The sequence below is a fragment of the Arthrobacter sp. P1_H7 genome, assembly GCF_056405215.1.
Genome location: NZ_JBFUCO010000004.1, coordinates 91,955 through 116,856, shown reverse-complemented (window position 1 = coordinate 116,856; position 24,902 = coordinate 91,955). Strand labels below are relative to the sequence as shown.

The following is a 24,902-nucleotide window of genomic DNA, read 5'->3' as shown; positions in this document are numbered from 1 at the left end:
CGCCCGCAGGGTTCCCTGACCGAGCTTGCGAGGTTAGGGTGCGGGCGGGGAGGCACTTCACGGCAATGTTTTCGAAAACACTGCCGCGAAGTGCCGTCTCGGCGGACGGGAAGGCGGGAGCGGGCGTTAGTGGATCCCGAGGGCGGCCTCGATCGGGCCGATCGCGAAGAAGAGCAGGAACGCGGCGGCCACGGCCCACATGAGCGGGTGCACCTCGCGGGCCCGGCCCTGGAACAGCCGGATCAGCACGAAGCTGATGAAGCCGGCGCCCAGGCCGTTGGCGATCGAGTAGGTGAACGGCATGAGGGTGAAGGTCAGGAAGGCCGGGATCGCGATGCCCCAGTCCTGCCAGTCGATCTTGCCCACCTGGGAGACCATCATGAAGCCGACGATCACGAGTGCGGGGGCCACGGCCTCGAACGGCACGAGGTTGATCAACGGGGTGAAGAACATGGCCACGAGGAACAGCAGGCCGGTGACGACGGATGCCAGGCCGGTGCGTGCTCCTTCGCCGATGCCGGCACCGGATTCGACGTAGATCTGGTTCGAGGAGACGGAGGCGCCGCCGCCGATGATCGCGCCCAGGGCGTCGACCTGCAGCACGCGGTCGACGTCGGGGATGTTGCCGTCCTTGTCGATGGTGCCGGCCTCGGTGGCCAGGCCCACCATCGTGCCCATGGCATCGAAGAAGATGCTGAGCAGGATCACGAACGCCAGCAGGGTTGCCGCGACGAAGCCGAGGTGCTCAAAGGCGCCAAAGGGGTTGGCCTTGCCGATCAGGGACAGGTCCGGGGCCGCCCACTCGGAGAACGTCGGGGCCACGAGGGACCAGCCCTGCGGGTTGTGGTTCTTGCCGTCGAAGCTGGGCCCGATGTGCAGGATGGCTTCCAGGATCACGGACAGGATGGTCGAGGCGACGATGCCGATCAGGATGGCGCCCTTGACCTTGCGGACCACCAGCGCAATGGTCAGGACCAGGCCGAAGACGAACACGAACGTGGGCCAGCCCAGGAGTTTGCCGTCGAAGCCCAGGCCGACCGGGACGGTGGTGCCGGCGACATCCGGGATGCGGCGCACGAAGCCCGCGTTGACGAGGCCGATCAGGGCGATGAACAGGCCGATGCCCACCACGATCGCGGTCTTCAGCCCCTCGGGAACGGCCTTGAACACGGCCGTCCGGAAGCCGGTGAGGACCAGGATCAGCATGGTGATGCCCGAGAGCATCACCAGGCCCATCATGTCCGGCCAGGTCAGGCCGGGGTTCGTGGCCACCGTGACGGCGACGAACGCGTTGACGCCGAGCCCGGTGGCCAGGGCGAAGGGATGCTTGGCCCACGCGCCCATGAGGATGGTGAGGATGCCGGCCACGAAGGCCGTGACGGCCGCGACGGCGGGGAAGCCGAGCGTTGCGCCCGTGGAATCAGGCCCGGAGAGGATGAGGGGATTCAGCACCACGATGTAGCTCATGGCGAAGAACGTGGCGAACCCTCCGCGGATCTCGCGTGAGACGTTCGACCCCCGCTCGGATATCTTGAAATACCGGTCGAGTGCGGAGCCTTGCTTGAGCATTAGGTCTTGCATTAGTCCTCCGGGAGTGATGTGTGTTGCCTAAATCCTATTTGGCGTCCAACGGCCAACCCTGCGTTTTCGCCTAGTCTGTAAGGAAGCCAACACTAGGAGTAGCCTGCCCATGCGCCCCATCCGACAGCTTCGCAGTGCCCTGCTGGGCGCCGTCGTCCTTGTGGCCGTCCTGCTCGGAGCCGTGAGCCCGGCGTCGGCGCACGATACGGCGGAGTCCACCAGCCCGGCCACCGGAGCAACCGTCGCGGCACCGCCGGAGCAGGTCTCGGTCACGTTCAACCATAATCCGCTCGCACTGGGCTCGCAGATCGTGGTCAACGACGCCTCTGGCGCCAACTGGTCGGACGGCCCGGTACAGATCGTGGACAACGTCGCTGCGCAGAAGCTGAAGTCCGGCGCCCCCGCGGGGCAGTACACCGTGCACTGGCGGGTGGCCAGTTCCGACGGCCACCCGATCGAGGGCAGCTTCACCTTCACCGCGACGGCGGCGGCAGCGGGCCCGACGGCGGCTGCCGGCGTCCCCACGATGGACACCGCCCAGCCGGGGACCACACCGGCGCCCGCCCCTGCGCCGGCCGGGTCGCAGCAGTTTCCCTGGAGCGTCATGGTCTTCGTCGCCGTCGGGGTCGGCATCCTGGTGGCCCTGGGCCTGATGGCCAAACGCCGCCTCACCCCGGACGAGGGCAGCGACACCGAAGGCTGAACCAAGCCAACGCGCCCCTGGCAGCGCGACTAAAGCGCTGCTAGGCGGGGGCCGCCAGGGCAAAGCCGCCAGGCAGCAGCGCGGGGATCCCGTTCGGGTGGACCTTGGCGGAGATCGCCTGTCCCACCACTTTGGCCTGGCGCAGGACTTCCTTGGGCGTCGGGGTAATGAGCTCGCCCACGCCCACGAGGTACATTCCGAGTGCATGCATCGCCGCCATGAGGTTCTGCCCGGCCGCCATGCCAAGCTCCGAGAGCATGCGGCGCAGCTGGCTGTGGGCGCAGCGGGTCAGGACAAGGTGGTCGGCCAGCAGGACCCCGCCGGGGGTCTGGACGGCCCACTTCTCCGTGGCTGAGCCGTCCGTGCCAGCCTCGAGGAGGTCCAGCTGCAGGGCCCGGATGTTGTTCCGCACGTCGAGCTTGTGGCTTGCGGCGTAGTTGCGCAGGTGCCGCAGGATTTCGTTGCGCTCCCTCAGGCTGGCGGCGTCCGCCGCATCGCAGCGCTGGAGCGATGAGGTGTTGGCCGGATGGCCGGCTCCCAGGAGGTCGAGCCCGTCCACAATGATGGACGAGACACCCCGGCGCTGGAGCTCGCTGGCCACGGCCAGGCCGGAGAGCCCCGTCCCGATGACTACGGCGGTGGTCCGCTCAATCCCGCCGTACAAAGGCATGCTCGACACTGCAGGGTACCTCCTTGAAATGGTGCGAGTCGCGGGGGAAACCCCGGACGCCAACCCAAGCCTGGTTCCACAGCCCCAGCGGCTGTTTTCTGGAATACCAGTCTCGGTTCAGCAGTGCCTCGAAGGATACCTAAGATTCCCGCCCGTGGATAGGGGAGGTAGGACATCGGCTGTGGTCCCGGATTTCGGCGGTTTCCGTGCCCGGATCCAATGGAAACCGTCCCAAAGTCCCGGGAATCCGGGACATGAAACGGCGTGTTAACTCTGCGTAAATCCTTCCGCCAAGGCCCGCCGGGGACGCCCCCGCCGCCGTCTTGAATGTTCGCAAATAACCGAGAATAGTGAGGAAAATCAGGGGTTCCTGTACGCGGATTCCGGGCCGCCTCGCCGGTGGACGCCGGGCGGCAGTACTTCTGGCAGAATAGCCGCAACATCAGGCATGAATCGCGAGGAGGCGGACCCCATGGGCCGTGAACAGGTGCATCCGGACCCGGCATGGGAGACCGGTGGCGAGCCGGCGCCGCCCCGCGGAATCGTCGTGGGAGTGGACGGCTCGGACCACAGCCACTGCGCCCTGGTCTGGGCAGCCCGCGAGGCTGAGCGCCGCCGCCGCCCGCTGCACATCGTGACCGCCTATTCCGTTCCGATCTTCGCCGCTTCCGGGCTCGACGGCGGCTACGCCACGGTGGACGACTCCGTCATCCGCGAGGGCGCCGAAGCCATCCTCAAGCACGCCATGGACAAGATCGCGTTCTACAACATCGACGTCGACGCGTCCGTCGAAAACGGGGACGCGTCCGGCGTGCTGCTGGAAATCAGCGAAACCGCGGAGCTTCTGGTCTTTGGCACCCGCGGCCGCGGTGGCTTCGTGGGCCGGCTGCTCGGCTCCGTCAGCAGCGCGCTGCCCGCCCACTCGAAGTGCCCCACCGTGACTGTGCCGCTGATCTGCTCGGACCGCCTGGGCGAAACCACAGAGGACAAGCACGTCCTCGCCGAACGGGCAAAGTCGGGCAGCCAGCCGGTCGAGAACGTCGTGGTCGTCGGCGTCGACGGCTCCGAGCAGGCCCGCGTCGCCGTGCTGGAGGCCGCAGCCCAGGCGGAGCGGCTCTCCGCCCGGCTCCGCGTGGTGTGCGCGGTGCCGCAGTACACCGGCTCGCTGGCATGGGTGCCCACCCCGATGGACCGCGACGCCCTGTTCGCCGACATCAAGGTCCAGCTCGACGCCGGCGTGGCCTGGCTGCGGAGCCACTTCCCCGCCCTGCAGGTGGAGACGCAGCTCGTGGACGGATCGCCCGTCGACATCCTCGTCGACGCCAGCCGGCACGTGGAGCTTGTGGTGGTCGGCACCCGCGGACGCGGCGGTTTCACCGGAATGCTGCTGGGCTCCACGTCCGACGGTGTTCTCCACCACGCCAAGGGGCCGGTCATGGTGGTGCCGGACCGCGACGACCCGCGGCTGGCGGACAGGGCCAGCTTCGGTCCGATGCTCGGCGACTCTTAGGATCCCGAGGCCACGGGCCCGGCGTCGGAAGGACGGATTGCGGATGGAGCACCCCGGGACGCCGGACCCTGCCGAGGGCGGGCCGGTCCTGGCCTTGGAACGCCTTGGCCCGGACATGCTGGCCACGGTCGGCGGGAAGGCGGCGAACCTGGGCGGACTGGCACGCGCCGGCCTGCCGGTGCCCGCCGGCTTCTGCCTGACCACCCGGGCCTATCTGGACGCCACGGCATCCCCGGCGCTGGCGGACGTGCACCGCGCCCTCGCCGCAACAGCCCCCGACGACCTGGCGGGGCTCGCTTCGCTTGCGGCGAAGGCCCGCGCGCTGGTGCTCGACGCCGATGTCCCCGCCGGCATCGACGCCGCCGTCCGCGCCGCCTACGCGGCGCTGGGCGCTGACACGGCAGTTGCGGTGCGGTCCTCCGCGACCGCCGAAGACCTGCCGTTCGCCAGTTTCGCCGGCCAGCAGGACACATTCCTGAACGTGGTGGGCGCGGATGCCGTGCTGGCTGCCGTCCGCCGGTGCTGGGCCTCGCTGTGGACAGACCGCGCGGTGACCTACCGCGCGGTGCAGGGGATCGAGCCCTCCGCGGTGTCCCTCGCCGTGGTGATCCAGCGCATGGTGGACGCGGCCGTGGCCGGAGTGCTGTTCACAGCCAATCCCGTGACGGGCCGGCGGCACGAGGCCGTCATCGACGCCAGCCCGGGGCTAGGGGAGGCCGTGGTGTCCGGGGCGGTCAACCCTGACCACTTCGTGATCGACGGCGCCACCGGACGGATTCTCGAGCGGCGACTCGGGGACAAGGGCATGCTCATCCGCCCCCTGCCCGGCGGCGGCACCGAGCGGGTGGCGCAACCGGACGCAGGGTTGGCGCCCAGCCTGGACGACGCCCAACTGGCCGCCCTGGAGCTCCTGGGCCGCCGCGCGGAGGTGCACTTCGGCTCGCCGCAGGACCTCGAATGGGCCATCGGCCAGGACGGTGCCGTATGGCTCACGCAGTCCAGGCCCATCACCACGCTCTATCCGACGCCGGACCGGCCTCCCTCCGGGCCGGCCCCGCGCGTGTATTTGTGCTTCAGCCTGGCCCAAGGGCTCACCCGGCCCCTCACCCCGATGGGCCTTGCCAGCATCCGGCTGATTGCGTCCTCGGTTGCGGGGGCGGCGCATTTCCCGGTGCCGGTGCCCCGTGACGGGCCCGCGCCCTACACGGAAGCCGGTCAGCGCATTTTCTTCGATCTCACGCCGGTGGTCCGGAGCCAGGCCGGGCGCACGATCGTCCCCCGCGTGTTTGACGTCATGGAGGCGCGTTCGGCCACCGTGCTGCGCAACCTTTTCGCCGATCCCAGGTTCTCCGTGACCACAAAAACCCCGTGGCGGCTCCTGCGCCACGTCGCCCCGGTGGCGGCCCGGGCGAAGGTCCCGGAGACCCTGATCCGCGCCCTCATCCGTCCCGAGGCGGCACTGCGCCGGGCAGACCGTGTGGGCGAGCAGCTCCGCGCCGCACTCGCGGTGCCCGCCGGCGCCACCGCCACGCAGCGCCTGGACCACGTCGAGCGGATCCTCGGCCTGCATGTCTTTCCCGTGGTTCCCGCGATCCTGCCGCTGCCCGCCCTGGGGTTCGCCTTGCTGGCCGCGGCCGGAAAACTCGCCGGGAACCCGGGGAACGGGGCCTTGCAGGAAGTCCTGCGGGGGCTGCCCAACAACGTGACCACCGAAATGGACCTGGATCTATGGTCGCTGGCTACTGCCATCCGCAACGACCCGGCGTCGGCGGCGGTGTTCGGCGACGCCGCATTGCCCGAGATAGCCCGGCGTTACCGGGCGGCGGACCTCCCCGGCGTCGTGCAATCCGGGCTGCGGGACTTCCTGGGCCGGTACGGCCACCGCGCCGTGGCGGAGATCGACGTCGGCATGCCCCGCTGGTCTGATGACCCGACCCACATCCTGGGGGTCCTGGCCAACTATCTGCGCATGGATGATCCTGCGCTTGCCCCGGACCGGCAGTTCGGCAAGGCGGCGCGCGAGGCGGAGGCGCAGGTAGGTCGGCTTGTGGCCGCCGCGGGGCAGCGCAGCCGCCTTCGCGGTGCACTCGTGCGGGCCGCGCTGCGGCGGACCCGGATGTTCGCCGGGCTGCGTGAGCTGCCCAAGTACCACCTCGTGGAAGCGCTCGGCGCCGTCCGGCAGCAGCTGGCGGCCGTCGGGGGTGAACTCGCCGCGGCCGGGGCCATCGATGCGGCGGACGATATCTTCTTCGTCGACCTGACCGACGCGCACCGGGGGCTCGGCGGCGCCGCTCTGCAGGGGATTGTGGCCCAGCGCCGGGACGCATATGCGGCTGAACTGGGCCGCCGGCACATTCCCCGTGTGCTGCTCTCGGACGGCACCGAGCCCGAGGCGGTGCAGACCGGTGCTGCCCAGGCCGGTGCAGTGCGAACCGCCGCCGGCGAATGGGGGCCGACGGGTTCCGACGGCGGCGCGGGGCGGCTCTCCGGCACGCCAGCCTCGGCCGGCATCATCACGGCCAGGGCCCGCGTGATCCTCGACCCCCACGGCGCGCATCTGGAGCCCGGCGAGATCCTCGTGGCGCCGTCCACCGATCCGGGCTGGACGCCGTTGTTCCTGACGGCCGGCGGCCTCGTGATGGAAATGGGCGGGCCCAACTCCCACGGCGCCGTCGTCGCACGGGAATACGGGATCCCCGCAGTGGTGGGGGTCCCGGACGCGACAGCGAGGATCACCACGGGCCACAGCATTACGGTCGACGGCGCCGCCGGCACCGTGACGCCGGCCAACTAGCGCCGTCACCCGCGGCGGCGGCCGCCGCGCCATGCGGTCGGCCGGCTCGCTACAGTGGGCCCATGAGCGAAGAGCGCGGCTCCGAGGGCCGGGAGCCCGGGACCGCCGGAATGCCCGCGGCAGGCACCCCGGCGCCTGATACCCGGCCGCCCGAAATCCCCGCGGACGGAGTCCCCGCGCCCGCGGACCAGGACGGGTGGCTGCCGGACTGGTTCGTCGGGCGTCCGCTCACGGCCGGCTGGGCGTGGGCAGGGTTCTGGGCGGTGCTGATCGTGGCCGATGAATTCCTGGATCTGGCCGGCTGGTCCTGGTATGTGCTGGTTGGCCTGGCCGCCCTGCCGACGCTGCTGGCAAGCATCGCGCTTCTGCACGCCACCCCGCGCCGTTACCTGAAGCCGCGTCGGGACTCGGTCCTGGGCCATTTCTTCGTCCGCTTCCTGGCCCTGATCGCCGCCTTCCTTGTGTGGGGCGTGTCCGTGGTCATGAGCGCCTCGATCTCCACCACCCTTCAGTCACTCGTCGGGGCGTCCGAACGCGAGGTCACCGCGGTGGGCTTCAACCTCCTGCTGGCCGCGATCCCGCTGGTGGTCTCCGTTCTGTGGCTGGCTTTCATCATTCGCTGCGCCTGGTTCCTGCGGCGGCTCCGGGGCTGGAAACAGACGCCGGAACCGGGCGCCGTGCCCAAGAAGTTCCTGCGGGACAGGCCCAGGCTGAGGCGGGTAGTGGTGGGCCTGGCCCATCCCGGCCTGCTGCTCGTGGCGGGCCTTGGCACGTCCGTGCTCGCGTTCCTGCTGGGCGCGGTGGAACTGACCATTAATGTGCTGAAGTAGGACAACCGGGCTGCCGGGGCCAGGCGTACTGTTGACCTATGAGCTGCACTGAAGCGCGCATTCCCCAGGCGCGGATAGTTGGAACATCTCTTCCCGGGGCGCGGTCACGATGACGCCCAAATGGCTGCGCTGGCTGCCCGCCGTCGCCGTTCCGGCCGTCATTGCCGCCGGCGCGCTGGCCGGATCCCTGCCCGCCAGCGCCGGGGACCCCCTGCCGCCCAAGACACCGGAGCAGGTGCTGCAGTTGATCGCCCAGCACAGCGAGCCTGCCCTCTCCGGAACCCTGGAACAGTCCTCTGAGCTCGGGCTCCCCGAGCTGCCCAGGACCGGTGCCGGCTCGGACACGTCCAGCACGGCATGGCTCGAGCTGCTCACAGGCCCGCACACCGCGCGGATATATCGCGACGGCCCGGACAACGCCCGCATCCAGGTGATGGACCGGCTGGCCGAACGCAACGCCATCCGCCACGGCAACGACGTGTGGTTCTACAACTCCAAGGACAACACAGCCGCCCATGCCCAGTTCCCGGCCGACGACGCCGGTGACACCGGCCGTCACAGCGCCGGCAGCGACATCACCGCCACCCCCGACCAGCTCGCCGCGATGCTTCTGGCCAAGATCGAACCGGGCACGGACGTGGCGGTGGGAGCCGATGTCCAGGTAGCCGGCCGGGCCGCCTACAACCTGGTGCTCACACCGAAGTCCGATGCGACGCTGGTCGGGTCCATCGCAGTAGCTGTTGACGGCCAGACCGGGCTGCCGCTGGGCGTCGAGATCAAGGCGCGCGGACAGTCGGATCCCGCCTTCCGCGTCGCCTACACCAGCCTGACCCTCGGGGCCCCCGACGCGTCGGTCTTCGCGTTCACCCCGCCGCCGGGCGCCACGGTCGAGGAGATTCCGGTAAAGGAGCACAAGCACGGCAACGACGCCGGGAACGCGACGGCCCCGGCAGCCAAGGACAGCACCCGCAAGCCGGCTGTCACCGGCTCCGGCTGGGACTCGGTTCTTGAGTTCCCGGCGGGAACGGCCGGACCGGCGTCGGACGCTACGGCCCTGCTCGAACAGGCCACCGTTCCGGTCCAGGGCGGCCGGGTCTTGTCTACCGCGCTGGTGAACGTGTTGGTGCTCGACGACGGCCGGGTCGTTGCCGGCTCCGTGCCACTGGAGCGGCTCCAGGCCGCTGCCGCAGAGAAGTGATGACGGGCGCGGTATCCGGTGACTGCCCGGTGACGGCCGCGTGAGCGCCGCCGGGCCGGCGGCCGAGCTGAGCATTGAGACCAGGGGCCTGACCAAACGGTTCGGCCAGCAGATGGCTGTCGACGGCGTCGACCTGGCCGTGCCGAAAGGCGCGGTCTTTGGTTTCTTGGGCCCGAATGGCTCGGGGAAGACCACCACCATCAGGCTCCTGCTCGGCCTGGCCACGGCCACCGGGGGCTCCCTGCGCGTGCTGGGCGAGGAGATGCCCGGGAAACTGAACGTCGTGCTGCCCCGGGTCGGGGCGCTGGTGGAAGGACCGGCGTTCTATCCGTTCCTCTCCGGTGCCGCCAATCTGCGCCGCATGGACGCCGCGGACCCCTATGGTTCGGCCGCGACGCGGCGTGCCCGCGTCCAGTCAGCCCTGGAACGGGTGGGTTTGACGCACGCCGCGGACAAACAGGTCCGGGCCTATTCACTGGGGATGAAGCAGCGGCTGKGGATCGCCAACGCCCTGCTCGCCCCGCGGGAACTGCTGGTGCTGGACGAGCCCACCAACGGGCTGGATCCACAAGGCACCCGTGAAGTGCGGAGCCTCGTGCGATCGCTCGCGGCCGACGGCGCCACGGTGTTCGTCTCCAGCCACCTGCTGGCCGAGGTCGAGCAGATCTGCACCCATGCGGCCATCATGAGCGCTGGCCGGCTTGTGGCGCAGGGAACCCTGGCGGAACTTCGCGGGGCGGGCCAGGCAAGGATCCGCGTGCTGACCCCGGATCCGGGGACCGCGGCGCAGGTGCTGGCGGGCCTGGGCCTGACCGCGACTCTGGGCGCCGACGGCCGTGCTTCCGGCGGCGATGGTTCCGGTGCCGCCGGCTCCGGGACGGACGCGGCCCTGTTCGCGTCACTGCCTGCGGCTCCGGCTGTGGCTCCGCCAGGGGCGGCCGCCCGGGAAGACGGAGGATCCGCCCGGGCCGTGGAGCGGGCGGCCGTGCAGCCGGAAGCTGTGGTGGCCGCCCTGGTGGCGGCGGGGGTCCGGGTCCGCGGCTTCGCGACCGAACAGGCCAGCCTCGAGGACCGCTTCGTGGCATTGACGGGGGAGGGGTTCGACGTTGTCCAGTAACAGCTCATCCTTGGGCGATCCGGCCGCCGGACCATCACTTGCCCCGGCGGCCGGCCGCAGCGGACCAGCCCCTGGCCGCAGTGGAGGGGCCGCAGGCCGCGACGGCGGGGCAGGCGCCCCTTCGTCCCGGCGCGGGTCCCTGACCGGCGGACTGCTGGCGTCCGAGCTCGGGGTGCTGTTCCGCCGCCGCAGGACGTGGGCCATGTTGTGCGCGCTGGCGGCCATCCCGATCCTGATCGCGGTGGCGGTGCGGGTCTCCTCGGCCGTGCCGCCGGGCCGCGGGCCGGCCTTCCTGGACCGGATCGCCCAGAACGGCCTGTTCGTGGGCGTCACGGCCATGGTGGTCTCGGTTCCGCTGTTCCTGCCCCTTACCGTCGGCGTCGTGGCCGGAGATACGATCGCCGGCGAGGCCGGGCAGGGAACCCTGCGGTACCTGCTGGTGGCTCCCGCCGGGCGGATCCGCCTGCTGATCATCAAGTATGCCGGGGCGGCCGTGTTCGTGGTCGTTGCCCCGCTTGTGGTGGCCCTGACCGGGGCCGGAATCGGTGCGGCGCTTTTCCCGGTGGGGCCGGTGACCTTGCTTTCCGGCGACACGATCGGCACGGGCGAGGCCATGATCCGGCTCCTGCTGATTGCCGCCTATCTGGCGGTTTCGCTGCTGGGGTTGTCGGCGATCGGGCTGTTCATCTCCACCCTGACGGATGTTCCGGTGGGGGCCATGGCGGCCACCGTGGTGCTCTCGGTTGTCGCGCAGGTCCTGGACGCGCTGCCGCAACTCGAATGGCTGCATCCCTGGCTTTTCAGCCACTACTGGCTGGACTTTGGCGATCTCCTCCGGCAACCGGTCTCCTGGGATTCCCTTGCCGCCAATGCCCTCCTCCAGGGCGGCTACGTCGCCGTCTTTGGCGCGCTGGCTTACGGCAGGTTCATCACCAAGGACGTGCTCTCCTAGCCGCCAGACAGGCCGTAACGGAACCCACGGAACGGTGCCCCGGAACTGGTCTCAGTAACGGGCCGCATAGCCGTACAGCTGCATCCCGGCCATGGCGGCAACATCGGTCACGGTAATGCCGGCGTCGGGGTTCAGTGCCTGGACCACGCGGCCGCCGCCGAGGTAGATCGCCACGTGGTAGAAGCCCGGTGCCGAACCCCAGACAAACAAATCGCCGGGACGCGCCTGGGAGAGCGGGACATGGACGGGGGCCTGGGCGAACTGCTGGGAGGCCGTGCGGGGCAGGTACTTGCCGGCCGCGGCGAACGCATTCTGCACCAGTCCCGAGCAGTCAAACCCACGGGTCCCGGTTCCGCCGTACTGGTAGAAGAACGGCGATCCGGTCTTGCCGAGCGCCACCGAAATCGCGGTCTGGTTTGACCCGCCGGAAATCGGCGCTGGAACCGGAACGGGTACGGGCGCAGGAATGGGCGCCGGAACGGGTGCCGGAACGGGTGCCGGAGCGGGTGCCGGGACCGGAGCGGGTGCTGGCGCGGGATCCGGCGCGGACGCGGGTGCCGGAACGGGTGCAGGAGCGGGGGCGGGCGCTGCAGCGGGGGCCGGCACGTCGACCGGAGCAGGAGCGGCTGTCTGCCCTGCAGCCGAATCGTCCCGTCCCGGTGCTGCCGGGGCAGGCTGTGAACCCGTGCCGGGCTGCGGCGCGGAGCCGGTCGCCGCGGTCAATGCTGCGAGCCGAGCCTGCTGGCGCTGGCGGTCGAGCCCGTCCACCCGGGCCGATTCCAGCGCCGCAGTGGTGTTCCTCAGGCTTGCCAGCTGGTCCACAAGCGCGCTGCGCTGCGCTTTGGCATCGGCCACGACCTGGCGCTGGGCGGCGGCGGCGCGGTCGGCGTCGGCCTTGCGGTCCTCGGCGGTCGCGGCGGCCTCGTCGGCGGCGCGGTTGGCGTCCGCTGCGGCCTCGGTCAGGGACTGCGCGGCAGTGGCCGCGTTTTCCGCGGACTCGAAGGCCCGCGCACGTCCGGCCGTTACAGCCTCCAACGTGGCGGCATCCTCCAGGGCCCGTCCGGAGCCACTGACAAAGCTGCTGAGGGCAGGGTTCAGGCCGCCGTTGCGGTACAGGTCGCCGGCCAGCTGGCCAACCTGCTTGCGGGCCTTGGCCTGTTCCGTCCCGGCGGCGGCAGCCCGGGCGGCCGCCACAGCCGCCGCGTCACGGCGTGTGGCCAGCTCCACGAGGGCCTCGCCGTACGCGTTGTTTGCTTGCAGGGATGCGGCCAGGCTGGTTTCCTGGCCTGCCGACGCGTCGGCCAGCAGCCCGTCGATCCTGGTGACCTCTGCCGCCGTCGAGCTCGCACTGGACTTGGCGGCAGCGATTTCTTCCGGTGAGGGGATCTCGGGCGAGGCCGGAACCCGGCTGGCAGCCGCCGGCGCGGAAATCGGCGGTGCGGCCTGGGCGGGGAGCGCGAGCGTTCCAAGGAGGACGACGGCGGTGCAGAGCACAGCCGTCTTGCGGCCGGAACCGGTCCAACTCATGGGCAACCTCGCTGAAGTCTCAGGCTGGAGTGAGCGAGGTCGGATTTGGCGCGTGAAAGCCCTCTGCGGATCACCCAGCAGGCATGAGGCTACGTGCCAAAGGCTACTTTGGCAACACGAGTCACATGAATAACATAAACAACACGAGTGTCATTTGGCCACGTCCGCTGCGGGTGTGTCCCGCCGCCGGTCAGGCGTGCTGGTGGGCCTCGTGCTCTGAATGCGTGGCGGGCTCGAGCTGGAATGTGCAGTGTTCGGTGTCGAAGTGGGAGCCCAGGCAGCTGGTGAGCTTGTCCAGGACCCGGTCGGCGCCCTTGGCGCCGAGCGCCGCGTCCTCCACCACCACGTGGGCGGAGAAGACGGGGACGCCGGAGGTAATGGTCCAGATGTGGATGTCATGGACGGATACCACTCCGTCCACTGCGAGGATGTGCTCGCGGATCATCTGAACGTCCACGCCCTTGGGCGTGGCCTCGAGGAGCACGTCCACGACGTCGCGCAGCAGGTGCCAGGCCCGGGGCAGGATCATGAGGGCGATGAGGATCGAGGCGATGGTGTCGGCCGCCTGGAACCCGGTGACCATGATGACCACCGCCGCCGCGATCACGGCGAAGGAGCCCAGCAGATCCCCCAGGACTTCGAGGTAGGCGCCGCGGACGTTCAGGCTGTCCTTCTGGGCGCCGCGCAGGATCAGCAGGGAAACGAGGTTGGCGACGGCGCCGAGGACCGCCGCGGCGAGCATGATGTCGGTGTGGACCTCGGGGGTGGCGCCGAGCCGGCGGATGGCCTCGGTGAAGATGACCACGGAGATGACAATCAGCACCAGGGCGTTTGCCAGGGCCGCCAATACCTCGGCGCGCTGGTAACCGTAGGTGCGCAGATCGCTGGCGGGCCGGGTGGCGATCCACGCGGCCAGCAGGGCGATGAAGACGCCGGCGGCGTCCGAGAGCATGTGCCCGGCATCGGCGAGCAGGGCCAGGGATCCGGAGACCACGGCGCCGACCGTCTGCACGAGCACCACGGCGAGCGTGATGGCCAGGACGGCGACCAGGCGCTTGCGGTGCTTCCCTGTGGCGGTAACGCCGTGCGTGTGGCTGTGGTCGTGTCCCATGCCTACAAGGCTATCCCCAGCCGAGCTCGTGCAGGCGCGCGTCGCTGATGCCGAAGTGGTGGGCGATCTCGTGCACCACGGTCACGGTGACTTCCTCGATCACGTCCTCCCGGGAGGCGCAGATATCCAGGATGGGCTGGCGGAAGATGGTGATCCGGTCGGGCAGCGAACCGGCGTCCCACCAGGAGTCCCGCTCGGTCAGGGGGACGCCCTCGTAGAGCCCCAGCAGCACGGTGTCCGGATCCTCCCCGGGCTGCGGGGTGTAGTCGTCCTCGATGAAGATCGCGACATTGCTCATGGTCTTTGCCAGATCGGGCGGGATCCGGTCCAGGGCATCACTCACGGCGGCCTCGAAATCGGCCTCGGACATCGGGAAGGGGCCGTCAGCCTGGCCGTCACCACCGTCACCATTGTCACCGCCGTCCCCGCCGCTCGGAACGATCGGCAGGCCAGGCGGCAGGGAGGAGGGCATAGGCAAACTCTAGCGGGACCGGCGCCGGGTCAGCCCCACGCCCACGAGGCAGATCGCGCCGCCCACCAGGCCCCAGATGGTCGGAATCTCGCCCAGCACCAGCCAGGAGATCAGGATTGTGGTGCCCGGGACCAGGTAGGTGGTGGCGGCGAGGCGTCCCGCATCAATCATCGAGAGCGCGTAGGCCCACGTGGTGAACGCGATCGCGGTGGGGAAGATGCCCAGATAGACCAGGCCCAGTGTGGCCGGCAGGGGAGCGGCCTGCAGCTCGGTGATCAACTGGCCGCTGAAGGGCAGGCAGCAGAGGGCGCCCACCATGATGCCGAACCAGGTGGCCTGGGCGGCCGGGAACTTGCGGAGCACCGGCTTCTGGACGATCACGCTCACCGCGGCCAGCGCGGCCGCGAGCAGGCAGAGCAGCACGCCGGCCACATCCGCCGTCGACCGCTGGCCGGAACCAAGCGCGATCACGGCCACGCCGCCGAACGCGATCAGGCTGCCGATGATGAGCCAGCGCGGAAACCCTTCTTTCAGGATCACGCCGGCCATGACGGCGACCAGGATGGGGTTGACGTTGATCAGCAGGGCGGCTGTGCCGGCGTCGAGCATATGTTCGGCGGCGTTCAGGGCCATGTTGTAGCCTCCGAACCACATGACGCCGTAGGCCAGGATGGGCCACCACTCGCGGCCCCGGGGCAGGCCCCTGAGCTTGGGCACCACCAGCAGGCCCAGCACGACGGCGGCAACCGCCAGCCGGCCGAGCGTCAGGGAACCGGGGGAGAAGCTCGGGCCCACGGCGCGGATGCCCACGAACGCGGAGGCCCACAGGACCACAGTGACGACGACGGCGGCGATGCCGAGTCTGCTGATCGTGCCCGGCTGCCCGGAAGGGGGCGGCGCAGGTTGCGGGGCGGGTGCGGGGGCAGCGTGCGGAGACCCTTCGTGGGGGCCTGCGGACGGAGTGGGGCCGGATGCGGCGGTTGTTGCCATGCTGTCAATCTAGCCGTTCCCGCCGTCGCCCGGCTGGCGGGAATCGGTCACGTCTAGTCGAGATCCTGCCAACATCCCGGATGTCCTCAGCGCAGGACGCGCGCCGCCGCCCGGACGGCGGCCGCGACGTCGGTCAGCGCCGCCGAGCCGCGCCGCCACTGCTGCCAGTAGAGGGCAACGTCCACGTGCGCCCGCGGGGCGAGCGCCTCGAGCCTGCCGGCCAACAGGTCCTCGCCGATTTCGATCTCCGGCATCATGCCCCAGCCCATGCCCCAGCGGATGGCATCGCCGAACTCCTGGGCGGCCGGGACATAGTGGCGCGGCGGCTGAAGGAGGGCGCGGCTGACCCGGCGCAGCCAGCGGTCCTGCAGATCGTCCTTGCGGTCGAAGACCACAACGGGAGCCGCGGCGAGCGTCGCGCCGGTCGCCCCGGCCCCAAACCAGCGCCGGGTGAACCTCGGAGCGCACACCGGCAGATAGCGCATGGTGCCCAGTTTGCTGGACGAACAGCCGGGCACGGGCTGGGCCGTCGCCGTGATCGCGGCAGCGGCGGCTCCGGCGCGCAGCAGGTCCAACGAGTGCTCCTGGTCTTCGCGCAGGATCTCGAGCCGGACGTTGTCACTGGCCGCCGCGAGGCCGGCCAGCGCCCAGGTGTGCAAGGAATCGCTGTTGATCACCAGCGTCAGCGGCGTCGCCCCGCGGGGTTGGTCCGGCTCCAGCTCCTCGGCCAGGTCCGCGGAGAGCAATTCCAGCTGCCGGGCGAAGCGCACCACGGCCTCGCCGGGCTCCGTGAGTCCGGGCGGACGCGCCCGGGTCAGGACCGGCCGGCCGACGGCGGTCTCGAGTGCCCGCACCCGCTGGCTGATCGCCGAAGGCGTCACGGACAGGTGCGCGGCCGCGGCGTCGAAGCTCCCGTGCGTCAGAATCGCGGCCAGTGTCCGGGCCTGCTCTGGGGTGATCTCCATCATTAGCCCATCTTACGTATCAACAGAATCTTTAACTGGTTTCATCTTTGGCGGGCGCCTACCGTGGAGTGGTGATCCTCCCCCTGTTTTCCGGTCTCTCCGCCGGACTGTCCCTCATCGTTGCCATTGGCGCGCAGAACGCTTTTGTCCTCCGGCAGGGCATCCAGCGCTCGCACGTGGTCATGGTGGTGGCCGTCTGCGCGGTCTCGGACCTCGTGCTGATTCTGCTGGGCGTCGCGGGCATCGGCATCCTCCTGGACCGGGCGCCCGCTGTCCTCATCGTGATCCGGTGGGCCGGGGCCGCGTTCCTCCTCGCCTACGGGGCGCTCGCGGCCCGGCGCGCGGTCCGCGGGGAGCAGATGGAGAATCCCGCCGGCAAGCCGGCCGCCGGCCCGGCCGCCGTCCTTGGCACCTGCCTGGCCTTCACCTGGCTGAACCCGCACGTCTACCTGGACACGGTGCTGCTGCTCGGGTCCCTCGCTGCCGCCCAGGGCGAGGCCGGGCGCTGGTGGTTCGCCGCCGGGGCCGGCCTTGGAAGCATTGCCTGGTTCACCGCCCTCGGCGCGGGGGCGCGGTTCCTGACGTCCCTGTTCCGGCGCCGGACGGCCTGGCGCGTGCTCGACGCCGGAATCGCCGTCGTGATGGTCGCCCTTGCCGTGCTGCTGCTTACCTGACACGCGCCCGCCTACCGATCCTCCCAAAGCGCGCTGCCGCAGGGTGTGGGGAAACCCAAGGCTGATCCGCCCCCCGTGGGGCCGGTGGGCCGTTGCCCGCTTAACGTGGCGGGGTCACGATTGCTGGTATGACCGCAGCCCCAGCTTCCGCCCGCGAACGGCGGCGTGCAGCCATCGGTACAGCCGCCTTCGCGGTTGCTCCCGCAACCGCCGCCGGCGTGGTGCCGTGGCTTCTGACCCGCTGGAAGGTGGAGTCCCCGGTCCCCGGCGGGGTGCCCGCGCAGGTCGCCGGCGCCCTGTTGATCGGTGCGGGCGCGGCCGTCATCGCGAACTCCTTTGTGCATTTCGCCGTCGAGGGCATCGGGACCCCCGCGCCATTTGCCCCGCCCAGGCAACTGGTGGTTGGCGGCCTTTACCGGTACGTGCGGAATCCGATGTACGTATCCATTGCGGCGGCGGTCGCAGGCCAGGGGCTCCTGCTGGGCCAGCCGAAGCTCTTCCTGGCCCTGGGCATCGGCGCCATCCCGGTGGTGGCTTTTGTCCGGCTGTACGAGGAGCCGGCGCTGACCCGGAAGTTCGGTGCGGCCTACGCGGAGTACCGCAGCAACGTCCCGCGCTGGCTGCCCAGGCCCACGCCGTGGCGGCCCGAGGGGCCGGACCAGTCCCGGGCCTAGGTGTAGTGGGTCATGAGGTTGGTGACACTCGGGTGATGGGTGTGGTTCCGATGCCGGTGTGGATTCGTTCAGTGTTGTAGTGCTCGAGCCAGGGTGCAAGGGCGGCTTGGCGGTGGTTGCTGCTGGTGAAGACCTGTCGGTAGGCCCATTCGGTTTGCAGGGTCCGGTTGAAGCGTTCGGCTTTGCCGTTGGTCCAGGGGCAGTGAGGCTTGATGAAGCGCTGGACGGCGCCGAGATCAGCGACTGCCTGGCGGAACGCTGTGGAGTTGCGGTAGGCGAAGGCGTTGTCGGTGATGACGCGTTCGATCCGGCGGATGCCGTGGCCGGCGAAGTAGCCCGCGGCGCGGGTGAGGAAGCCGGCGGCGGTGGCGCCCTTTTCGTCGGGGAGGACCTCGGCGTAGCCGATGCGGGTGTGGTCATCGATCGCGACGTGGACGTAGTCGTACCCGATGCCGCGTCCCTTGACCTGCTCCGAGCGGCCGTGGGCCCGCCAGCCGCCGCCGTCCGGGATGCGTCCGAGTTTCTTGACGTCCAGGTGGACGAGTTCCCCGGGCCGGGCCCGCTCGTACCGGTTCGCCGTGGTCCGGGCGCCGCGGATCGGGGCACCGGTCAGCGGATCGCAGTCCGCGAGCCGCGGGACCCCGTGCCTGCGCAGGATCCGGCCCACGGTCCGTGCCGGAACGCCGGTGAGCGCGGCGATCCGCAGCGGCCCGAACCGGGAGGACCGTCGGGCGTCCAGGACGGCCTGTTCGCGTTCGGGACTCGTGCGGGTGGGTGTTGATCCGGGCCGGCTCGAGCGGTCCGGGAGACCGGCCGGGCCCTCGGCCCGGAAGCGTCTGACCCACCGGTAGGCGGTCTGCCGGGACACGCCCAGCTCCGCAGCGATATGGGCGACCGGGCGGCCGGCAGCCACCCGGTCGACAATCAGGCGTCTTCCGTGAACTGTCAGGCGGGCATTAACGTGGGACATGAGGACCTCCGCGTGCAGAGTGTGTGAACTAGACAGCTCCACTTAGCCCGGAGGTCCTCCTCGTTTTCAAGCCCTACGTGTCAACAACGTCCCGGCTCAGTACACCTAGGGCATCGGGGGCATGGGTATTGGCGGGCTGGGGTCGGCCTGGGGCGGGGGAGGCCTGGGGCATGGCCCAGAACAGTTGGACCGCCCGCTATTTGCCGCCTCCGGACCATTCCAGCAGCCGATCCAGCGGCCAGGTGGTGACGATCCGCTCGGCGGGCACGCCGTTCGAGGCCGCCCGCTCGGCACCGTACTGCAGGAAATCCAGCTGGCCCGGCGCGTGGGCGTCACTGTCGATGCTGAACAGGCACCCGGCATCGAGGGCCAGCCGGATCAGTTCGTCCGGCGGATCCTGCCGTTCGGGGCGGGAATTGATTTCGACGGCCACATTATTCTCGGCGCACGCCGCGAACACGCGCCCGGCGTCGAACTCGGACTGCGGCCGGGTTCCCCTCGACCCCTGCAGCAGCCGGCCGGTGCAGTGGCCGAGGACGTTCATGTGCGGATCATTAATGGCGCCCAACATCCTCTCGGTCATGGTGCGCCGGTCGGAACGGAGCTTCGAGTGCACGCTCGCCACCACGATGTCCAAACGGTCCAGCATCTCCGGGGACTGGTCCAGGGTGCCGTCCTCCAGGATGTCCACCTCGATCCCGGCCAGGAGGCGGAAGCCCCCGCCGTCCCCGTTGATGTCCGCAACTACGTCCAGCTGTTCCCGAAGCCGTTCAGCGCTCAGCCCGTTGGCGATCTTGAGGCTGGGGGAGTGGTCCGTCAGGGCGAGGTAGTCCCGGCCCAGCGTCCGGGCGGCGTCAGCCATGAGCCCGATCGGGGACCCGCCGTCGGACCAGTCGCTGTGGCTGTGAAGGTCCCCGCGGAGGGCGGAGCGCAGTTCGGTGCCGCCGGTCGCCAGGGGTTGCTGCCCGCGTTGCCGCAGGCCCTCAAGGTAGTCGGGCACGCCGCCGTCGATCGCCTGCCGGATAACTTCGAACGTTCTGTCCCCGATGCCCTTCATGCTCTTGAGCCTGCCGTTGCGTGCCCGCGCTGCGACTTCGTCCGGGTCCAGGGCGCCGATAATCCCGGCTGCCTTGCGGAACGCCTGAATCTTGAAGGTGGGGGCCAGCTCGCGTTCCAGCCAGAACGCGATTTCATTGAGGGCATCAACGGCATCCATCAGTCCATCTTGCACCCACCTTGCCCCGGTCTTGCCCCTGCGGAGGGGGCGATTTTGGATATTCCGGGGGTCTGCCCTTATAGTTTTATAGTCCAGTTCGGAGGAACCCGAAAGGACAAAAACGACAGGCTTCGGCCCTTAATTTTTGCCCTGATATGTTTCCCCGGATGGCGTCCTGGCCCCCATCGTCTAGCGGCCTAGGACACCGCCCTTTCACGGCGGCGGCACGGGTTCGAATCCCGTTGGGGGTACGCAAGGAACTGGTCAAACCGGATGAAAAAGTCTGGTAGGCTAAAGGCCTTGAAAATTTGCGGTAGCGATACCGCGAACAGCAAGAACAAGCAGTAAACAAGCAAGGCCCTGTAGCGCAGTTGGTTAGCGCGCCGCCCTGTCACGGCGGAGGTCGCGGGTTCAAGTCCCGTCAGGGTCGCTCTGATTGCCGGAAGAAATTCCGGCCTTCAAGGTGACATGTCACCTAGGCTCTGTAGCTCAGTTGGTAGAGCGTTCGACTGAAAATCGAAAGGTCACCGGATCGACGCCGGTCGGAGCCACCAGCTAGAACCCCGCAGTTCCCCGTGCTTATAAGGGATCTGCGGGGTTTTTTGTTATTTGGGGAAGCCTCCGATTCAGTCTGAATCAGGCGGAATCAGCCAAGATCGTGGACAAACCTCTGGTATCGCTCTGGTAGAAGCCACCAAAGGTGTAGCACCGCCGCGTAGACCGAGAGCCGTGGCTCCTACAGATGCACGACCTGCCCGAGGGGTACCCCTTGGGTCGCTGAGCTTACCGCTATACGCGGACGGCCGGGGCGGGATGCCCACGGACGGCTGGAGTGCGCTCAGTTCGGCTGGTGGGGCTCACGACGGAAGAGGCTTCGGTGGTTTCACGAGCTCAAACCACCTGAAGCCTCTTCTGTCGTGGGCCCCCGGTGCAGGCCGGCTTTGTCAGGCCGGGTGATTGGTCCAGAGATCGTAGCTTCCGGCCCCACCGCTGAATTGGAATATGCGGAATCGGTAGTACGTGGCGCCTGTCCCGAGATAGGCGATGCGTTCGCGCGCGGTCAGGGTCGAGGCCGTGGCGGCTGTGACCCAGGTGGTGCCGTTCCAGCGCTCGAGGTAGAGATCCGTGTCTCGTCCCGCAGTCCCGGCAAGCCAGCCCTGGATGTAACCCGCACCGGCTTGATACCACGAGGAACCATCCGGCTGGTAGCCGCTGGTTCCGTTTGCTGCGAGGTTACCGTTCCACTTCCGCGCAAAGCGGTTTGGTGATCCGGCAGGATCGCTGACGATTCCTGTAACGGCGGTGCTCTTGATGACACCGATGACGGTTGCGGGTGACGCGAAGGGGTTGCTCTTCAGGTAGAGCGCCGCCAGTCCGGCAACGTGCGGGGCAGCCATCGATGTTCCCGAAATGGTGTTGGTCGCCGTGGTGCTTCCGATCCATGCCGAGGTGATGTTGACGCCCGGATCGAACACGTCCAGGCATGTCCCCCAGTTGGAGAAGGAAGCCCTCACATCGGTGCTCCCGCTCAGGCCGGTTGCGCCGACGGTCAGTGCTCCTGGAGTGGACGCTGGCGAGTAGTTGCAGGCGTTGGCGTTGTTATTGCCCGCTGCTACCGCGTAGGTCACCCCGCTCGAGATGGACCTGGTGACCGCGTCGTTGGTTGCCTGGTTGAAACCACCGGCGAGGCTCATATTGGCGACGGAGGGCCCGTTGTGTGTATAAGTGACCCAGTCAACCCCGGCGATGATCTTGGAGAACGACCCGAATCCGGTGCAGTCCAGTACGCGGACCGCGACCAGCGCCACGGATTTCGCCACACCGTAGGTGGATCCTCCGATGGTTCCGGCCACGTGCGTCCCGTGGCCGTTGCAGTCCTGTCCGTTGCGGCCGTCGCCCACTGCGTCGAATCCGATGCTGGCTCTTGTCCCGAACTGGGTGTGGGCGGTGTTGATGCCGGTGTCGATGACGTAGGCGGTTACTCCTGAGGCGGTGTCCGTGTAGTTATAGCCGCCATTGATTCCGGTGCGCTGGTCCACGCGGTCAATGCCCCAAGTGGCTCCCGTTTGCGTGGCTGAGGAGTTCACCCCGGGAGACACGGAGACAGGCTGGCCGGGAGCCTTGCTGGCCGCGGGATCCGGAGGAGGGGCCGATTTCGTCGCGGTAACCTCGCCATCTGGTTCCACGTAGTCGACGGCGGAGTCCTTGCGGACTTTTGCCAGATCACCCTTGGATAAGGTTGCAGCGAATCCGGATATCGCGGCCGAGTAAACAAACTTCGTCTTCACATTATTGCGGCGGGCAACCGCAGCCGCATCAGATCCGTCTTTGAGGACGACTATGTATTGATCCGGAATGACCTTGCCATGCCCCGGCTTGACCGGGGCATCCTGAGGGCGTGCCGCCTGCCCGGGGAGGGCCCCCAGGGCGAGAAAGAGGAAACTCAGGCAGGTCGCATAAACGGTCAGGCGTTGAATGGTCGGTCCGAGGGATGTTGCCTTATGGTCGTCGTTCCTCAGCAGGGACCCCAGACGCTGATTCCCGACTGCGTTCCCCTCCGATTCAGGCCCAGGTGAGATGTTCATCGAACTCCTTCATGATTTATCGGCCCCAACAAGTGATCGGCAGCCAGAACCGCCGGAACGACTGCCGGCTACCAACGGCCAGTCAACCCCCACGGAAAGGGCAGCACACGAGTGTCCGCACGGCTCTGGGCTACTTGGCCCTACTCGGCCCTACTTGGCTTCGCCTGGCACGGCGCGCGAAGACGCGGCAACCTCAATCGGCTCCCGGGCCAGCGATGTTGAGTTTGGTGCCCTTGCGCATGGCAGTGCTGCCAGAGGTGAACGAGCCTGGGTGGCCGGACACATCCCAGCCCTGGGAGCGGATACCCCAGCACGGAGGCGGACGCTGCCCCGCTGGAGCGACCACGTGGCTCACCAGCCCAAGCGGTGGACCCGTCCAGGCGCCGGAAACCCTAAGCTTGCGGGGAGGAATCCGCTCAGTGACGCCACTTCTCGGGGGCCGGGTCCATCAAAGGCTGTTTACCGTGCCGCATCAGCAAGGCGGCATCAGGGACCGGGAGAATCGCTGCCGGGGTTATCCCCGGCGGGGCGTTACTGCTCCGGCACAGCATTTGGGCAGGCCTCGGTAGGCCCAGGCAGGTGCGGGAAGGCCGTCTGCTGCTTAGGCGCGGGTGACCGTGAGGGTGATGTTGGGGCAGGAGTTTGCGTAGCGGACCAGTGCCGCTTTCTCTGTGCTGTCGACGCGCAGGCCCCAGCGGATCTTCACGGCCACCCACTGGGCGATGTACGCGCAGCGGTTCTTCGGCGGCATCCACGCCTCCGGGCCGCTGGCCTGCTTCGAGGAATTGAGCGCGGACGTCTGGGCGTTCAGGGTGCGGGTGTCGCCGAGGTCGTTGTAGGAGGCCACGCGCCGGGCCTGGGTCCAGAACCTGGCCCCGGATCCCCAGGCTTCATGAACCGGGACCGTGTGGTCGATCTGCACTGTCGAGGCGGAGGTGTGGACGCGGTTGTCCCACGATGTCACCCAGCGACCCGTGCTGGCCGTGCAACCCCGGCTGGTATAGGACACGGCAGCCCTGGACTCCTGGACCAGGACTTCCTGCCGCGTGTTCTGGCAATCCCCGTTGGTATCCCGCCAGACACCGAAATAGCGGTCCCGGTCATAGCCCGCGTTGACCTCGGCCGCGACAATGAGTCCGCGCACGGCGGTCCGCAGCGGAGCCTTGTAGACGGTTGCAGCTTCGGCTGGAACGGCAATGCCGGCCAGCAGCAGGCCTGCCGCAACCACCGATGCACCGACCGCCCGCCGCAGCCGAAGCAACGGGCTGGATTTCAGTGCCGGCAAGGCTGTGGCGCGGACATTGCTGGAGTGATGGACCTTCATGGTTCCCCCATACTCGATGAAAGTGACGTCCAAAGACGGCGTGACGCAATAGTCGCAAACCCGCCGACAGTCGCGGCGGTTCAGCAGCTCTCCGGGCGTACGAAGAGTCCGCCCGGCTTATGCGACGTCGGGATTTTCTCCGGGAATCTGCGTCTACCAGGTGCTTCGCGTGCTACGTTGGCCAGCACAGCCGCGGGCCCTTGCCGGCAGTTTCCGTACTCTAGGGGGAGAACGACGATGATCCCGAACCACCGGCAGCTCATAAGCCTCATGGCCGGCGCCGAGCCGGTGTTCCTCGCCGGGAGCTTCGCGACCGACTTCCAAATCTACTCGGGACCGGAGGGGGAGCGGGGCACTTTCCGGAATTTCACGGGCGGCTACTGGGACATCAGGATGGACGGTGTCGGGGCCTTCTAGCTGACCCCTTACGGTTCCAGGGTCGTCGAGGCTGACGGCTAGGCCGAAGACGGGCCCGTCGTGTCGAATCCGCCGCGCCGGCCGCCCCGGTCCCTCGTGCTGCCCCGCCATTCGACGTTCCTGGGCCGGGCCGAAAATGACTGGCAAATGGATGCCGGCTGGCCGATCACGGGCGACGATGGCTCGTGGACCGCTCGGCTGACGAGCCTGGAAGCGACCGGGTTCAAGGGGACGCTGACTGTGGACGCCGACGCGTACGTCAAAACGTGGGCCGACCTGGGCCACAGGGTGCAGACGCTCACTATCGACCGGACCGAACCTTCCGAAGAGGACCTGGCGGACCTGGAGTCGTTGAAGACTAGGTACGCGACCTTCCCGGACCCGGGCCCTCCGGCGTCGCCGCGGTGACCCGGAGATGAACAATCAGTAGCCGTCACGGTCCTCCCACACGACAGGCTGGCAGCACGAGTCCACGGACACCGCTTTCGGGCGTCCGCTGGCGCGGCCGACTGTGTGGTCCAGTACTGTCCGTCGCAGGGCTCCGGCCATCCCTGGCCTGTCTACGGCGTTTTTTGGCTGCTGCCCTTATGTTGTTGACGCGTAGTTTTCGCTGGCCGTTGTA

General features: G+C 68.8%; 22 protein-coding genes and 3 tRNA genes. 14 read left to right on the top strand and 11 right to left on the bottom strand.

What is annotated here, in order from left to right; all coding sequences use genetic code 11:
- Positions 1-126: 126 nt before the first annotated feature.
- Positions 127-1,569, bottom strand: a complete 1,443-nt coding sequence (locus AC1DXI_RS04280) for an NCS2 family permease (RefSeq protein WP_476937903.1) — start codon at positions 1,567-1,569, stop codon at positions 127-129.
- A gap of 121 nt (positions 1,570-1,690) precedes the next feature.
- Between AC1DXI_RS04280 and AC1DXI_RS04275 the strand changes: the two genes are divergently transcribed.
- On the top strand, positions 1,691-2,284 hold the full coding sequence (locus AC1DXI_RS04275) for a copper resistance CopC family protein (RefSeq protein WP_476937582.1): 594 nt from the start codon (positions 1,691-1,693) through the stop codon (positions 2,282-2,284).
- 40 nt (positions 2,285-2,324) lie between these two features.
- On the opposite strand, the gene AC1DXI_RS04270 is transcribed toward AC1DXI_RS04275, so the two are convergent.
- Complete coding sequence (locus tag AC1DXI_RS04270) at positions 2,325-2,954, bottom strand: NAD(P)/FAD-dependent oxidoreductase (protein WP_043423421.1); 630 nt, start codon at positions 2,952-2,954, stop codon at positions 2,325-2,327.
- Between the two features lie 472 nt (positions 2,955-3,426).
- Here AC1DXI_RS04270 and AC1DXI_RS04265 point away from each other — a divergent pair, with 472 nt between their 5' ends.
- From AC1DXI_RS04265 to AC1DXI_RS04240, 6 genes are all read left to right on the top strand, one after another.
- On the top strand, positions 3,427-4,464 hold the full coding sequence (locus tag AC1DXI_RS04265) for a universal stress protein (protein ID WP_476937902.1): 1,038 nt from the start codon (positions 3,427-3,429) through the stop codon (positions 4,462-4,464).
- Between the two features lie 43 nt (positions 4,465-4,507).
- The gene (locus AC1DXI_RS04260; protein ID WP_476937581.1) at positions 4,508-7,258 is read left to right on the top strand and encodes a PEP/pyruvate-binding domain-containing protein; all 2,751 of its coding nucleotides are present in this window, start codon (positions 4,508-4,510) and stop codon (positions 7,256-7,258) included.
- Positions 7,259-7,320: 62 nt separating this feature from the next.
- The gene (locus AC1DXI_RS04255) at positions 7,321-8,088 is read left to right on the top strand and encodes a hypothetical protein (protein WP_476937580.1); all 768 of its coding nucleotides are present in this window, start codon (positions 7,321-7,323) and stop codon (positions 8,086-8,088) included.
- A gap of 109 nt (positions 8,089-8,197) precedes the next feature.
- Positions 8,198-9,286, top strand: a complete 1,089-nt coding sequence (locus tag AC1DXI_RS04250) for a LolA family protein (RefSeq protein ID WP_476937579.1) — start codon at positions 8,198-8,200, stop codon at positions 9,284-9,286.
- A gap of 40 nt (positions 9,287-9,326) precedes the next feature.
- On the top strand, positions 9,327-10,403 hold the full coding sequence (locus AC1DXI_RS04245) for an ABC transporter ATP-binding protein (RefSeq protein WP_476937578.1): 1,077 nt from the start codon (positions 9,327-9,329) through the stop codon (positions 10,401-10,403).
- A gap of 139 nt (positions 10,404-10,542) precedes the next feature.
- Complete coding sequence (locus tag AC1DXI_RS04240; RefSeq protein ID WP_476937901.1) at positions 10,543-11,355, top strand: ABC transporter permease; 813 nt, start codon at positions 10,543-10,545, stop codon at positions 11,353-11,355.
- Between the two features lie 51 nt (positions 11,356-11,406).
- On the opposite strand, the gene AC1DXI_RS04235 is transcribed toward AC1DXI_RS04240, so the two are convergent.
- From AC1DXI_RS04235 to AC1DXI_RS04215, 5 genes are all read right to left on the bottom strand, one after another.
- Positions 11,407-12,882, bottom strand: a complete 1,476-nt coding sequence (locus tag AC1DXI_RS04235) for a C40 family peptidase (protein ID WP_476937577.1) — start codon at positions 12,880-12,882, stop codon at positions 11,407-11,409.
- A gap of 190 nt (positions 12,883-13,072) precedes the next feature.
- Positions 13,073-13,993 (bottom strand): cation diffusion facilitator family transporter, encoded by a 921-nt coding sequence (locus AC1DXI_RS04230; RefSeq protein ID WP_476937576.1) that lies wholly within the window; start codon positions 13,991-13,993, stop codon positions 13,073-13,075.
- A 10-nt stretch (positions 13,994-14,003) separates the two neighbouring features.
- On the bottom strand, positions 14,004-14,465 hold the full coding sequence (locus AC1DXI_RS04225; RefSeq protein WP_476937575.1) for a metallopeptidase family protein: 462 nt from the start codon (positions 14,463-14,465) through the stop codon (positions 14,004-14,006).
- 9 nt (positions 14,466-14,474) lie between these two features.
- Positions 14,475-15,455 (bottom strand): DMT family transporter, encoded by a 981-nt coding sequence (locus AC1DXI_RS04220; RefSeq protein ID WP_476937574.1) that lies wholly within the window; start codon positions 15,453-15,455, stop codon positions 14,475-14,477.
- Positions 15,456-15,541: 86 nt separating this feature from the next.
- Positions 15,542-16,423, bottom strand: coding sequence for an ArgP/LysG family DNA-binding transcriptional regulator (locus AC1DXI_RS04215; RefSeq protein ID WP_476937573.1), 882 nt, complete (start codon positions 16,421-16,423; stop codon positions 15,542-15,544).
- 68 nt (positions 16,424-16,491) lie between these two features.
- On the opposite strand from AC1DXI_RS04215, the gene AC1DXI_RS04210 reads away from it, so the two are divergent.
- Both AC1DXI_RS04210 and AC1DXI_RS04205 read left to right on the top strand, forming a co-directional pair.
- Positions 16,492-17,094: a LysE/ArgO family amino acid transporter gene (locus tag AC1DXI_RS04210; protein ID WP_476937572.1), complete on the top strand. Its 603-nt coding sequence runs from the start codon at positions 16,492-16,494 to the stop codon at positions 17,092-17,094.
- A gap of 128 nt (positions 17,095-17,222) precedes the next feature.
- A complete protein-coding gene (locus tag AC1DXI_RS04205; protein ID WP_476937571.1) occupies positions 17,223-17,768 on the top strand; it encodes a methyltransferase family protein in 546 nt (181 codons plus the stop codon).
- A gap of 10 nt (positions 17,769-17,778) precedes the next feature.
- On the opposite strand, the gene AC1DXI_RS04200 is transcribed toward AC1DXI_RS04205, so the two are convergent.
- The gene (locus AC1DXI_RS04200; RefSeq protein WP_476937570.1) at positions 17,779-18,738 is read right to left on the bottom strand and encodes an IS481 family transposase; all 960 of its coding nucleotides are present in this window, start codon (positions 18,736-18,738) and stop codon (positions 17,779-17,781) included.
- 196 nt (positions 18,739-18,934) lie between these two features.
- A complete protein-coding gene (locus AC1DXI_RS04195; RefSeq protein WP_476937569.1) occupies positions 18,935-19,954 on the bottom strand; it encodes a PHP domain-containing protein in 1,020 nt (339 codons plus the stop codon).
- Between the two features lie 178 nt (positions 19,955-20,132).
- Here AC1DXI_RS04195 and AC1DXI_RS04190 point away from each other — a divergent pair.
- From AC1DXI_RS04190 to AC1DXI_RS04180, 3 genes are all read left to right on the top strand, one after another.
- A tRNA-Glu gene (locus AC1DXI_RS04190) sits at positions 20,133-20,205 on the top strand.
- Between the two features lie 105 nt (positions 20,206-20,310).
- Positions 20,311-20,384: transfer RNA gene (locus tag AC1DXI_RS04185), tRNA-Asp, on the top strand.
- Between the two features lie 48 nt (positions 20,385-20,432).
- Positions 20,433-20,508: transfer RNA gene (locus tag AC1DXI_RS04180), tRNA-Phe, on the top strand.
- Between the two features lie 390 nt (positions 20,509-20,898).
- Here AC1DXI_RS04180 and AC1DXI_RS04175 read toward each other — a convergent pair.
- On the bottom strand, positions 20,899-22,242 hold the full coding sequence (locus AC1DXI_RS04175; protein WP_476937568.1) for a S8 family peptidase: 1,344 nt from the start codon (positions 22,240-22,242) through the stop codon (positions 20,899-20,901).
- Positions 22,243-23,140: 898 nt separating this feature from the next.
- The gene (locus AC1DXI_RS04170; RefSeq protein WP_476937567.1) at positions 23,141-23,863 is read right to left on the bottom strand and encodes an HNH endonuclease family protein; all 723 of its coding nucleotides are present in this window, start codon (positions 23,861-23,863) and stop codon (positions 23,141-23,143) included.
- Between the two features lie 237 nt (positions 23,864-24,100).
- Here AC1DXI_RS04170 and AC1DXI_RS04165 point away from each other — a divergent pair, with 237 nt between their 5' ends.
- Both AC1DXI_RS04165 and AC1DXI_RS04160 read left to right on the top strand, forming a co-directional pair.
- Positions 24,101-24,280 (top strand): hypothetical protein, encoded by a 180-nt coding sequence (locus AC1DXI_RS04165; protein WP_476937566.1) that lies wholly within the window; start codon positions 24,101-24,103, stop codon positions 24,278-24,280.
- Between the two features lie 60 nt (positions 24,281-24,340).
- Positions 24,341-24,688 (top strand): hypothetical protein, encoded by a 348-nt coding sequence (locus AC1DXI_RS04160; RefSeq protein WP_476937565.1) that lies wholly within the window; start codon positions 24,341-24,343, stop codon positions 24,686-24,688.
- Positions 24,689-24,902: the final 214 nt, after the last annotated feature.